The sequence below is a fragment of the Kocuria rhizosphaerae genome (genome assembly GCF_044462265.1).
GTDB lineage: Bacteria > Actinomycetota > Actinomycetes > Actinomycetales > Micrococcaceae > Kocuria > Kocuria rhizosphaerae.
In genome coordinates this window covers 13,226-24,690 of sequence record NZ_JBISWL010000080.1, presented here as the reverse complement: position 1 = coordinate 24,690, position 11,465 = coordinate 13,226, and the positions used below count along the sequence as shown (strand labels likewise).

Here is an 11,465-nt window from a genome sequence, read left to right as displayed (position 1 = left end):
ATCACGTCTCCTGGTCGTGGCGCGGGATCGTGTAGAACGGGAAGACGAGGTTGCGGGGGTCGTTGGTGCCCCGCACGGTGTACTGCACCTCGATCAGGAGGACCCCGTCCCCGGCGGTGTCGAGGTGCACGAGGACGTCCTCCAGGTTGATCCGCGGCTCCCAGCGGTCGAGGGCCACCCGGACGGCGAAGGCGATGTCGCCGGCCGTGGCCGCGTCCGCCGGGGCGAACACGTGGTCGTGCACGGCGCACCCGAACTCGGGACGCATGGGCCGCTCCCCGGGGGAGGTGGCCAGGATGAGGTAGATGCTCTCCTCGATCTCCCGCACCTCCCGGGCCAGGGAGATGCTCCCGGTCCGGTCGGTCCGCAGCGGGAACGCCCACCCGGAGCCGATGAACTCCTGTCCCATCGTCCTGCCTCCTGCTCCTGGTTGTTCCTGCTCCTGATGGCTGCCGGTGCCGGGCGGCCCCGGTCGGTGCGGCACGACCTAGTTGATGCGCACGATCCCGCCCCTGACCGTGGTCGTCGCCGAACCCGAGAGCTCGGCCGACGCGGAGGCCGCGACCTTGACGCTGGTGGCCTTCAGCTCGGCCGTGGTCCGGCCCTCGGCGGAGACCGTGGCGCCCTTGAGGGCGAGCGCGGAGCTCGCCTCGACCGTCACGTTCCGGCCCTTGAGGGTGATGTCCCCCGTGGAGGTCGTGACGTCGATGCGGTCCTTGGCGGTCACGGTGACGGGGCCCTCCGAGGCGATCTCGATCCCGGCCGCGCCCTTCTGGACGAGGGAGACCTTCTGCGCGCCGCCGGAGGTGCTCAGCGTCAGCCGCTCCTCGCCGGGCGTCTCCACGAACTCCACGAGCATCCCGGTCCGGGACACGAAGGCCCGCCGCTGGATCGCTCCGTCGGTGGAGCCGACGTGGTCGCCCCACGGCTTGTCCGGGAGGTCCTGGCCGTTGTAGAGGCCCCCGAGGACGAAGGGCTGCTGGAAGCTGCCCTGGCCGAAGGCCACGAGCACCTCGTCCCCGACCTCGGGCAGGACCACCGCCCCCCGGCCGGGACCGGCCCCGGGCTGGACCGTCCGCACCCACCCGCTCTCGTAGGTGTCGGAGAGCAGCGGGAACTTGAGCTTGACCCGGCCCTGCTGCTCCGGGTCCTGGGCGGCGGTCACCACGGCGTTGAGCACCCCCGGGAAGGCCCCGGACCGCTCGCCCCGCGCGGCCGCGCCGCCGGCCACGCCGTAGAGGGACCGCTCCGAGGCGTGGCTGACGGTGAACGACGTCCGGTACCCGGTGTCGGGGCCGAACTCGTGGCGCGAGGAGCTGAGCGTGTAGCGGCCCTCGAAGGGCTTGCCGACCCCCACGAGGGACACGGCGGCCCCCGAGCGGAGCAGGGGGTTGCCGCGGGCCACGCCGTCGAGCTCGGCGAAGCCTCCCGCGAGGCGTGCGGCCAGGGCCGTCGCGGCGGCCTCGCACTGGGCCGGCTGGTGGAACACGGTGGCCGCGGCGACGTAGCGCGGGCTCCCGAACCGCCCGGCGAGCTCCTCGGGCCGGACCTCGGGCAGCGAGGCGCTGTGGGTGAGGGCGGGGGCGACGGCCACCAGCTCCCGCTTGCCGTCGACGTCCCAGCCACGCACCTCGACGTCGGGGACCTGGTCCGCCGAGGTGACCGTGCCGCGCAGCACGATGAGGTTGACCCCCTTCTCGACGACCAGCGGGTCCTGTCGCGCTCCGCCCTCCCCCGACGGCGCCGTCGCCGCGTCGGTCGCGGTGGTGAAGTTCAGGGCGCCGTCGGAGACGCTGAGCAGGGCGCCCGCCTCGTCGGCCAGCCGGTGGAGGAAGTCCCAGTCGCTCACGCCGTCCTGGGCCACGTGCTCCAGCACGGGCCCCCTGGCGTCGATGGTGCCCGTCCTCAGACCCGCCCGCGCGGCGACCGTCCGGGCGATGTCCGCCGCGGTGCTCTGCAGGTAGGCCTCGACCCGGCGCCCGCGGAACAGCCGGTGCGAGTGGTCGAGGCCGCGCACCACCGTGTAGGCGCCGTCGCTGCCGAGCTCCGTCTCGAGCGCCGTCACCTCCCCGGACAGCAGCGGTGTGGGCCCGGACGGGCCGCTGCGCTGCACCGAGAGGACGACGGGGTCCCCGATCCGCACGGACGTCCGCTCCAGGAAGGTCGCGTTCTCGTCGCTGTAGCGCAGGACGAAGAGGTCCGGCACGTTGGCGCTGTCGTCGACGTACCCCTCCAGCAGCAGCGCCGCCAGGTCGGGCGGGAGAGGGCGTCCCTTGATCTCCACCAGCAGCGTGCTGCTGTACTCCTCACCGAAGGCCATGCCGCCCCCCTCCCACCGGCGCGCGGGTCTCCCGCGGGTGGGCGAGCTCCTCGACGGTGGGCAGCAGCACCGTGCTGCCCGGCCGCAGCCGCATCGGGTCGTCGAGACGGTTCAGGGTGGCCACCGCCCGCCACAGCGCGGGGTTGCCGTACTCCGCGTACGCGATGCCGGCGAGGGTGTCGCCCTCGACCACCAGGTGGGCCCTGCGGGGCGTGAGCCCCCCGGAGGTCGGGTTCTGACCCGGGGACTTCCCGGAGATCTCCTCCAGGGTGACCGTGCACACGGCCCGGACGGGCAGCCCGGTGGCGGTGAACAGCGTGTACTTGGCCTGCACGCTGCTGATGTACGCCAGGAACCCGGTCAGCGTGCCCCAGCGGAACAGGACCCACGGCGGGGACCCCTTGTTCTGCTCGTGGGACGTCTTCGTGGGGATGCAGCAGACGAAGAGCTGGTCCACCCGCTTCACCACACTGTCGTCCCGCTTGGCGGAGGCGTCGAAGAACATCTCCAGCGTCAGCTTCGAGGGCAGGGGACCCTTGTACTGCGGGGGGCCGCTCTTCTCGTTGCCCTTGCCGGTCTGCTTCTCCCAGGACGCGGACTTGGACAGGGTCAGTTCCTTGGGGTTGAACTGGAACTCGATCTTGTCGATCTGCGGGCCCGGCTTGTCCAGGGCGCCGTCCTTGGACGGCTCGAAGACCTCGAGGTAGGCGTGCTGCAGGTTCTCGGCGAGCGCGTCCCGCTGCGCCTGCCCGCGGGTCGGCGGGGCGCTCGCCGTGCGGGTCGCGCTCATCGCCGTGGTCGAGGACGACATGGCCGTTCACCTCCTGTCCGGTCTCGTGGTCATCCCTGGCCGGTCACGAAGCCGTGGTGGGCGATCTCCAGGGTCTCCATGACGACCTTCGGCTGGTCGGGGTTCAACGACGGGCCCTTCCACCGCACCGGCACGACGTCGATCAGCTCCCAGGACGCGATGACCGTGCCGTTGAACCGCCGCACCTCGATGACGGCGGTGCAGGGCGAGTAGCCCGCGGCCAGCCCCGCGAACCACGCCGCGATCTTCCCGGTGTCCGGTCCCAGGGGCCGGGTCAGCGTGATGTTGGGGTACTTCAGGCGGGTGGGCAGCTGCCAGACGAAGTCGTTGTTGCCGCCCTCCTCCCGGGTCTCCATGACCACCTCGCAGCCGAGTCCCTCGCACGTGCTGAACGCGCCCATGCTCTGCTTGTCGAGGGTCACGACGTAGTACAGGCTCAGCCCGGTGTCCACATCCTCGAGCAGTTGCGTCATGGCGGCCTCCTCAGCCCACGTCGATCCGCAGACCGCGGCGCTCGCGGTCCAGCAGCATGTCGGCCTTGATGCGCCGCACGATGGGGCCCACGAGCCGCTTGGCGAGCGCGTCGACCTGTTCCTGGCTCATGCCCGCCTCGCCGGGAGCCGCGGCCGCCGCGGCCGGTGCAGCCGGCGCGGGGCCGGGCTCCGGAGGCGTGGCCCCGGGCTCCTCGCCCACGCGCTGAACGGGCTCCGGGCCGCCGGAGGAGGCGTGTGCCGGGGACGGGACCGTGTCCTGCGGGACCTCCTGCCGTTGGACGGCAGGGCGGACGGTGGGCAGGACGGCGTGACGGGCGAGGGCGACGGGATCCGTTCGGGGCGATCCCCGGTCCGGCAGCGCGAGCAGCATGGCCACGGGCTCCTCACCTGCACCGCCCGTTCCGTCCGCGGCGCCGGAGTGCGCGCCCGGGGCGGGCGACGGCGCCGCCGCGCGGGCCGGCGACCCCGGGAGCCCGGGAGGATGCTGCAGGTTCTCCCGGCCCACGGCGGAGCGCTGGAGCGTGCCGAGCGGCGCCCGGGAGGGCGAGGACGCATCCGGCGGCGAGCCCTTCCCCTCCCCGGCGACCGCCACGGCCCGGGCCACCAGGACCGGCGGCCCACCGGTCTGCTGCCCCCCGCCGGCCGCACGACCGGACAGGGCAGCGGCCTCCACGGGACCGGCCCCGGCCTGCATCCCGGCGGCGGGCAGGGACACGGCGGGCAGGGATGCGGCTGGGAGGAATGAGGCCGGGAGGGACTCCGCGGACCGGGACACCGCGGGGTCGGTCGGCGGCATGGCCGGAGAGCCCGCCACGGGCAGCCCGGTCGGCGGCCGTGCGGGGCCGCCGGGTGCCCGTCCCGTGGCCGTCGCGGGGGAGTACGAGGGGTCCTGCCCGGCCTCCGCGGCGGCCCGGGCCGAGCCGGGCGCGGGGCCGTCGACGGCAGAGCGGGAGACCACGGGAAGGGACGGTCGCAGCCCGAGGGTCCGGGCCGGGTGCCCGGCCCTCGGGACGGCGCTCGGGCCGGCGGGCGGAGGCCCGTCCCCGGGCGTCGCCGCAGACGATCCGGGAACGGGTGCCTCCACCGCGCGCTGCGCCGGCCGCGGACTGTCCGATGTCGCCGACCCGCGGCCCCGTGCGGGCGAGGGGACGGCAGGGCCCCCCGCCGCGGTCGAGGTGCCGGGACCGGTCCCCGCCACGGGGAAGGACGTGGCGGCGCGGGACACCATGGGCAGGACCGCCGGCCCGCCGCCGGTGTGATCCGCCGGCGGCGACCGCCGCGGGAACTCGACCGCCGGTGCGGACGGCAGCGGCGGGGCGCCGGCACCGGCGTGGTCCGGGTGCGCGTCGCCGGCAGGCCCTCCGTCGTCGCCGGGGGCCGTGCCCGGGCCGCCGGCCGGGCCGGTGCCGGGGTCAACGCCGTCCGGGGCGCGGGAGACGACGGGCAGCGCCTCACGGTGGCGCGGGTCCGGGAGCTGGGGGCCCGCGGACAGCGGGGGATCGGCGAACGGCGCCGGGCAGTCGCCCGTGGGCGTCCCGGGCGGGGAGGTCGGCGGCGACCCGCCGGGCACGGCGCTCCCACCTCCGGGGTGCCCCGCCGGAGCATGCGCCGGCGGTTCCGCCACCGGGGACCTCGACACGACGGGCCCGACCCGGCCCTCCGCCCGCGCGGACGTCCCTGTCCCTTCCGGCACCGGCGCGGACGAGCCCTCCGTGGCCGGCGGCGCGGCGGGAACGGCCGGCGGCAGCCCCGCCGAGTCGTGCGCCCGCGCCACCAGCGGGACCGACGGCTGCCCCGAGCCTGCCGGGTCCGGGTCGTGCGCGGGCCACGGCCGGCCCAGCCCGAGCCTCTGCGGAGACGGCCGGCCGGGCGGGCGGAGCGGCGTCGAGGCGGCACCGGAGCTCGCCGTGTCGGCGGTGCGCTGCAGCGGCGTGCCCGGCCGGGGCAGCGGGACGGTCGTGGCCGTGCCGTCGAAGGTGCCGCCGGAGTCCCTGACGGCGTTCCCCCGGGAGTTCCCGCCGAGGTCGCTGCGGGGGTCGTGGCCGGGATCGTTGACGGGTCGCCCCGGTACGCTGCGCTGCACGGGCGGCGGGGCGACCGCGGGACCGGGGCCGCCCGCCGTGCGGCCCGGGTGCGGCCCGGCCGGTGCCCCTCCGGCCGGCCCGGCGGACGGTTCGGTGCCCGGCCCGGTCGGCCCCACCACGGGCAGCTGCAGCACGGCGAAGTCCCCCTCGGGGGCGCTCGTGAGGGAGCGCTGCACGGCCGGGGCGAGTCGCTGCACGGGGCGGCTCGCCCCGGCTGCGGGGGGCGCCGGCGGGGGCAGGAGCGTCATTTCGACCGAGCGGCCGGTGGATCCGGGCGGTTCGGGGGCCGGTCCGGCGTCGGGGCCGTCCAGGTCGATCAGGCCTGCCGGGGCGTCGGCGCTGATCAGGTGAGACATCGTCCCGGTGAACGAGGGGTCGTTGCGCGTCGGGAGCCGGTCCGGGAACCGGTGCGGCGCCGTCGTCGTCGCGAGCTCGCCCACCGTCCGCTGCAGGGGCGGCAGGAAGGCCCAGCCGGCCGGGGACGGGGCAGGACCGTCGGCGGCGGGGGGCACTGCCGACGAGGCCTCGGGGGGCGTCCCGGGGGCGGGTGCTTCCACCTTCCGCTGCCACGGCCAGCGCACGGCTCAGCGCTCCTCGCTCAGACGGCGGTTGATCGCGGCGATCTCCCGGACCCAGCGCAGGCGCTGGGCGTGCTCGAGGTCCAGGATCTCGTCGAGCCCCCAGTGGAAGTGGTACGCCACGTACGCGACCTCCTCGTGGATCCGGTCGGCCGCGTACGTCATGATTCCCCCAGGCGGCCACCGGCGAGATCCGCGGTGAAGCGGTGTTTGCACTCGGGGCAGGTCACCGCGATCCGGGTGTGGCCCTCGGCGTTGATCCGCCGGTAGAAGTCCTGCAGGAACGCGACGTCGGAGGCGAACATGTTTTCCACGACGGTGGAGGTGATCGACCCGAGGGTGCCGAGCGAGGTGATCACGCGGCTCAGCAGCACCACCGTGGTGTACGCGGCGTTCTCCTGCACCCGGGCGTCGTAGAGCGGGAGCAGCTCGTCGCGGGCGGTGGCCAGGCGCATCACGCCGGAGCGGTGGAGCGTTCCGTCCGGGTCCACGTAGCCGCGTGGCAGCTCGAAGGCGAACTCCGTGCGCAGCGCCGGCCGCTCGTCCGGCCCGCCCCGGGGCGGACCCGCGTCGGTCGTGGCGCCGGGTGAGGTGCTCCCGGGCGCCGGCACCACGCCGGTGCCTCCGTGACCCCGCTGCATCACTCGACCGTGGAGGTGTCGTAGCAGATCACGAACTTCTCCGTGGTCTGTTCCGTGGCCCCCGCCTTCAGGGAGTTGACCTCGACGCTGCGCACCCAGCAGTTCTCGAAGTTGTAGGTCTTGACGGTCTCTCCCTTGTAGTCGAGGAGGGCGACGGCGGCGGTCTTGCGGGCCCCGGCCACGTCACCCTCCATGACGATCTTCAGCCAGTCCGTCACGGTCTTGCTCTCCGTCAGGCCGCGGGTGACGGTGATCTCCCCGGCCTTGGGGCGTCCGATGAGCTGGCGGACGATGTACTTGCCGTCCTGGGTCTGCTGCTTGAGCTCGATCTTGTCCACCTCGTGCTTGAGGCCGCTCACCTCGATCACCCGCGGCACCTCGATGCCGTCGATGGTGACCGTGAACCCGTTGGCCGGTGCGTTGTCGAACTCTTCGAGTGCCATGGTCCTGTTCCTTTCCGGGGAATCATTCGTTCACGAGGCTGGTGCCGCCGGAGAACTGCGACAGCTGGAAGACGACGAACTCGGCCGGCTTCACCGGGGCGACTCCCACCTGGCAGACGACCTGCCCCGCGTCGATGCCCTCGGCGGGATTGGTCTCGGCGTCGCACTTCACGAAGAACGCCTCGTCGGGGGACGTGCCGAAGAGGGCGCCCTTGCGCCACTCGTTCGTCAGGAACGCACTCACGGTGCGGCGGATGCGTGCCCACAGCGCCGGGTCGTTGGGCTCGAAGACCGCGAACTGGGTGCCCTGCAGGATCGACTCCTCCAGATAGTTGAACAGGCGCCGGACGTTCACGTACCGCCAGGCGGCGTCGCTGGAGAGGGTCCTGGCGCCCCACACGCGGATGCCGCGGCCGGGGAACGAGCGGACGCAGTTGATCCCGATCGGGTTCAGCAGCTCCTGCTCCTTGCTCGTGATGTTCGTCTCGAGGCTCGTCACCCCGCGGACCACCTCGTTGGCCGGGGCCTTGTGCACGCCGCGGGTGTCGTCGTTGCGGGCCCAGACGCCCGCGATGTGGCCCGACGGCGGGACGAACCGGTGGATGCCCTCCGAGGGGTCCAGGACCTTGAGCCGGGGCCAGTAGAGCGCCGCGTACTTGGAGTCGTAGCCGGCGTCGTCGACCCGCCACTCCTTGATCTGCTGCGCGTTGAGTCCCGGCGGCGGGTCGATGATGGCCACGCGGTCGCCCATCAGCTCGCAGTGGGCGATCAGCGCGAGCTGCACGGCCTTGAGCGTCTCGCCGTCGATCGCGCCCTGCTCGAAGGCCGCGATCAGGTCCGGGACGGCGACCATGGTGACCTCGTCCACGGCCTCCAGCCCGCTGAAGCCGGTGCGGTCCGCGGCGTCGCCCACGTAGTCGTCGGCGGCCAGGGTCTCCGTCGAGGGCGGCTCGGGCTCGGGCTCCGGGAACTCCAGGCGGACGGTGCCCTTGTCCGGCTTGGTGAGGGCGCCGCCGCTGGTCGCCTCCTCGATGGTGATCAGCTTGGACTCGGCGCTCACCTTCGTGGCCACGTTGTCGGAGCCCTTCTTGGTGGTCACGCCGTCCCAGACCTCCGGCTGGCGGCCCTCGGCCGTCACGGTGACCTTGAACCGGTCCTCGGGCGCGTCGTTCCCGCCGGCGGCGTCGAACTCGACGGTGATCGGCTTCTGGTTCGCCGCCGCGGACTTCGCCGTGATGCGGTAGCCGGACACCTCCGCCGTCGGGGGACCGGCCACGGCCTTCCTGGCCCTCGGCTTCCGGCCCTCGTCGCCGGCGCCGTCGGCCCCGATCCGCACGATGTAGCAGTTCCCGCCGCCGTTGAGGAAGTAGCCGTACACGGAGTGGGCCAGGTAGGAGCCGGGCACGAAGTCGCCGAAGGTCTCCGAGAACTGGGTCCAGTTGGACACCAGGGTGGGCTCGTTGACGGGCCCCTTGGCCGCCAGGCCCACGAACGCGGCGACCGCCGTGCCGACTCCCTCGATCGGACGGGTGCCCGCCTCGACCTCGTGAACGTAGACACCGGGCGAAAGATAGGTAGGCATCGTGTCTCTCCTCGGAAGGGTCCGGAACGTGGTTCAAGGGTCGGGCCGGGGGAGAGACCGCCGGGAGGCTGGGGGGCCGCGTGTGGGGGAAGGGCGGGGTGCCCGAAGGGGCACTCCGCCCGGCGTCAGGAGGGCTCCTCCTGCTCCTCGTCCTCGTCGCGCTGCAGCGCGTTCCGCTGGGCGGTCGCGCCCTCGGCGAAGGACCCCTGCGCGGTCTCCTCGTCCTCCTCCTCGCCCTCGGCCCGCTGGACGGGCGGGGTGTCGTCGCCGGCCGAGCGCTGCACCGCCGCCGCGGGGGCCGGGCCCGAGACGACCCGCTCGGCGTTGGCGGCGGCCTCCCGCTCGAAGCGGTCCGAGGGGTCGCTGACCCGGATGCCGGTGCCCGTGGGCGTGCCGTCCACCGGACCGGAGCGCTGCTGCACCACGTGGGTGAGCTCGTGGGCGAGCATGGTGCGCCCGTCGGTGGAGGACGGGTCGTACTTGTCCCGCTGGAAGACCACGTCGGAGCCCACCGTGTAGGCGTGGGCGTTCACGCCGGCCGCGGACCTGCTGGCGGCGTCGTCGGTGTGCACCCGGACGTCCGAGAAGTCGTGGCCCAGCCGGGCCTCCATGTCCGTGCGGACGGGCTCGTCGAGCGGGCGGCCGCCCGAGGAGACGACGTCGAGCACGGGCGAGCACTCCTCGTCCGCGAGGCGCTGCGCGCCGGCGTTGCCGACGGCCCGCTGGAGGGCGAGCATCCCGGTGGGGCCGACGACGTCGGCGCGCCCGGCGGCCGCCGCACGCCACAGCTGCGGCGGGGCGCCCTCCTCGACGCGGTCCGCCCGCGGCCGCAGGCTCTCGCCCTCGTCGTGGTCGTGGTCGTGGATGTGCATGGCGAGTCCCTTCCTCTCGGGCCTTGCGGCCACCTTGCGCCCGGGCGGGCGGGCCCGCAAGCGGTCCCCCGGCCGTCGCAGGGGCAACGAGGACTGCCCCAAGGCGCAGCGTCCGGACCGTCCGGCACGCGCCCCGCTCCGCCCGCGCCGGGGCCGGTCAGAGCCAGTCCCACAGCTCGCGACCGAACGACTTGAGGCCCCCGACCACCCCGTGCTCCGCCCAGTAGTCCCCGGCCTCGCTCGAGACCTGCATGACCTTCCCGTACTCGCCGCGCTTGGACGCCTCGTGGAAGCTCTCCATCGCCGAGGTGTCGCCGGTGATCAGCCCTTCCCCCAGGGAGGTGATCGCGCCCGAGCCGCCCCGGTACATGGTCGACAGCTTGTAGTCCTTGGGCAGGAAGAGGTCGGCGAGGGCCGTCGCCGGGTTCGCCACGACCAGGGCCCCGCTGCCGGCGGTGAGCGCCGCGTCGGCGATCTTCCCCGCGCCGGTCCGGTTCTTGGTGGTCAGGTAGGCGCTGACCCCCTCCAGGAGGGCCGCGGCGCCGATCAGCGTGCGGGTCACCCAGGGGGACCTGAGCCGGCTCAGCACGGACAGGAGCTTCGCCCCCGACGCCGAGGCCTCGAGGAGCCGGAGGAGGCCGTTGATCCGCGGGACGAGGTGCTTCCCGACGACCTGCCACAGCCGGCCGGCGGCCTTCTCCTTCGCGATCCCCTCGTGCCCCATGAGCTGCCGGATCCGGGCCAGGACCCCCGACGCGGCGGCGGCCTCCGCCTTCATGGCCGCCCGGGCGGCCTGCAGTGCCGCCCTCTGCTCCACGACCAGCCGCTCCACCCGCAGGATCTCCGCCTCCACCCGGGCCAGCTCGGCCGCGACCTTGGCCCCTCCGCCGCTGCGGGAGATGCGGTTGCCCAGCGCGCGGGCCTTCTTCCGCAGCTGCCTCGCCTCGGCCAGCAATCTGCTGATGGCGCGCTCCGCCTCGAGGTGACGGTGCTGGGAGGCGAGGTAGGCGAGGATGCGGGCGGTGCGGAGCTGCTTGTAGGCGCTCTCGAGGATCTCGGAGAGCCTGCTGGGCGCCCCGGGCCGCTCCGCGGTCTCCCCGGCAGGGGCGCGGGCGCCGGCCGGCGTGCCGGCCGGCGTGCCGGCCGGCGGGGACGGCAGCGCCGTGAGGGCCACGCTCTGCTGCGCGACCGCGGCACGACCCGTCGCGAGGAGCTCGTCGAGAGGCGTCCTGCCCGTCGTGTAGGCGGTCATCGCGGCGTTGCTCTCGAACTCGACGAGCGCCACGATGGACCCGTGCTCGTCCCGCCAGATCACGGCCGCGGTGTCGTCCTCTGTCTCCGCGGGGACGAGGTGGGCGCGGACGGCGCCGGGGGAGCCGTCCGGGTCTCGCTGGGCCGCAGGGGCGAGGGGACCGTCGCCCGCTCGGCGCTGCAGCACCAGCCGCACGGCGCGGTTGCCGACCTGCCGCTGCACCTGCTGCACGGCGCGGGCACGGGCACCGAGGTCGGCCGCGCGCAGCAGCGGGAGCATGCCCGGTGACGGGAGCGGTTCCTCGCGGCGCCCTCCCGGCCCGAGGACCGGCCGGCGCCGGGCTCCCGCCCGGGCCGGGCTCGTGCCGCGTGCCCTCTGCATCACCGGT

At 74.5% G+C, this 11,465-nt stretch carries 11 protein-coding genes; all 11 read right to left on the bottom strand.

What is annotated here, in order from left to right; all coding sequences use genetic code 11:
* Window position 1: 1 nt before the first annotated feature.
* Window positions 2-409, bottom strand: a complete 408-nt coding sequence (locus ACH9EU_RS09515; RefSeq protein ID WP_396413694.1) for a GPW/gp25 family protein — start codon at window positions 407-409, stop codon at window positions 2-4.
* Between the two features lie 78 nt (window positions 410-487).
* Entirely contained in the window at window positions 488-2,320 is a 1,833-nt protein-coding gene (locus ACH9EU_RS09510) for a VgrG-related protein (RefSeq protein ID WP_396413693.1), read from the bottom strand.
* A complete protein-coding gene (locus tag ACH9EU_RS09505) occupies window positions 2,307-3,131 on the bottom strand; it encodes a CIS tube protein (RefSeq protein ID WP_396413692.1) in 825 nt (274 codons plus the stop codon). The genes ACH9EU_RS09510 and ACH9EU_RS09505 overlap by 14 nt, the downstream gene beginning before the upstream one ends.
* 29 nt (window positions 3,132-3,160) lie before the next feature.
* On the bottom strand, window positions 3,161-3,604 hold the full coding sequence (locus ACH9EU_RS09500) for a phage tail protein (RefSeq protein WP_396413691.1): 444 nt from the start codon (window positions 3,602-3,604) through the stop codon (window positions 3,161-3,163).
* A 10-nt stretch (window positions 3,605-3,614) separates the two neighbouring features.
* Window positions 3,615-6,290: a hypothetical protein gene (locus ACH9EU_RS09495; RefSeq protein ID WP_396413690.1), complete on the bottom strand. Its 2,676-nt coding sequence runs from the start codon at window positions 6,288-6,290 to the stop codon at window positions 3,615-3,617.
* Between the two features lie 3 nt (window positions 6,291-6,293).
* Window positions 6,294-6,452, bottom strand: coding sequence for a DUF6760 family protein (locus ACH9EU_RS09490; RefSeq protein WP_396413689.1), 159 nt, complete (start codon window positions 6,450-6,452; stop codon window positions 6,294-6,296).
* On the bottom strand, window positions 6,449-6,901 hold the full coding sequence (locus ACH9EU_RS09485; protein ID WP_396413688.1) for a hypothetical protein: 453 nt from the start codon (window positions 6,899-6,901) through the stop codon (window positions 6,449-6,451). The genes ACH9EU_RS09490 and ACH9EU_RS09485 overlap by 4 nt, the downstream gene beginning before the upstream one ends.
* 26 nt (window positions 6,902-6,927) lie before the next feature.
* Complete coding sequence (locus ACH9EU_RS09480) at window positions 6,928-7,371, bottom strand: phage tail protein (RefSeq protein WP_396413687.1); 444 nt, start codon at window positions 7,369-7,371, stop codon at window positions 6,928-6,930.
* Window positions 7,372-7,393: 22 nt separating this feature from the next.
* Window positions 7,394-8,953 carry a phage tail sheath subtilisin-like domain-containing protein gene (locus tag ACH9EU_RS09475; RefSeq protein ID WP_396413686.1) on the bottom strand — a complete coding sequence of 520 codons (1,560 nt, stop codon included), beginning with the start codon at window positions 8,951-8,953 and terminating at the stop codon, window positions 7,394-7,396.
* Between the two features lie 125 nt (window positions 8,954-9,078).
* Complete coding sequence (locus ACH9EU_RS09470; RefSeq protein ID WP_396413685.1) at window positions 9,079-9,825, bottom strand: eCIS core domain-containing protein; 747 nt, start codon at window positions 9,823-9,825, stop codon at window positions 9,079-9,081.
* Window positions 9,826-9,982: 157 nt separating this feature from the next.
* Complete coding sequence (locus ACH9EU_RS09465; RefSeq protein WP_396413684.1) at window positions 9,983-11,458, bottom strand: hypothetical protein; 1,476 nt, start codon at window positions 11,456-11,458, stop codon at window positions 9,983-9,985.
* Window positions 11,459-11,465 lie beyond the last annotated feature (7 nt).

What these genes read in the sequence shown, in the direction of transcription:
- ACH9EU_RS09490 (WP_396413689.1), bottom strand. Translation starts at nt 6,452, where the DNA reads ATGACGTACGCGGCCGACCGGATCCACGAGGAGGTCGCGTACGTGGCG.
- ACH9EU_RS09515 (WP_396413694.1), bottom strand. Translation starts at nt 409, where the DNA reads ATGGGACAGGAGTTCATCGGCTCCGGGTGGGCGTTCCCGCTGCGGACC.
- ACH9EU_RS09475 (WP_396413686.1), bottom strand. Translation starts at nt 8,953, where the DNA reads ATGCCTACCTATCTTTCGCCCGGTGTCTACGTTCACGAGGTCGAGGCG.
- ACH9EU_RS09510 (WP_396413693.1), bottom strand. Translation starts at nt 2,320, where the DNA reads ATGGCCTTCGGTGAGGAGTACAGCAGCACGCTGCTGGTGGAGATCAAG.
- ACH9EU_RS09470 (WP_396413685.1), bottom strand. Translation starts at nt 9,825, where the DNA reads ATGCACATCCACGACCACGACCACGACGAGGGCGAGAGCCTGCGGCCG.
- ACH9EU_RS09500 (WP_396413691.1), bottom strand. Translation starts at nt 3,604, where the DNA reads ATGACGCAACTGCTCGAGGATGTGGACACCGGGCTGAGCCTGTACTAC.
- ACH9EU_RS09480 (WP_396413687.1), bottom strand. Translation starts at nt 7,371, where the DNA reads ATGGCACTCGAAGAGTTCGACAACGCACCGGCCAACGGGTTCACGGTC.
- ACH9EU_RS09505 (WP_396413692.1), bottom strand. Translation starts at nt 3,131, where the DNA reads ATGTCGTCCTCGACCACGGCGATGAGCGCGACCCGCACGGCGAGCGCC.
- ACH9EU_RS09465 (WP_396413684.1), bottom strand. Translation starts at nt 11,458, where the DNA reads ATGCAGAGGGCACGCGGCACGAGCCCGGCCCGGGCGGGAGCCCGGCGC.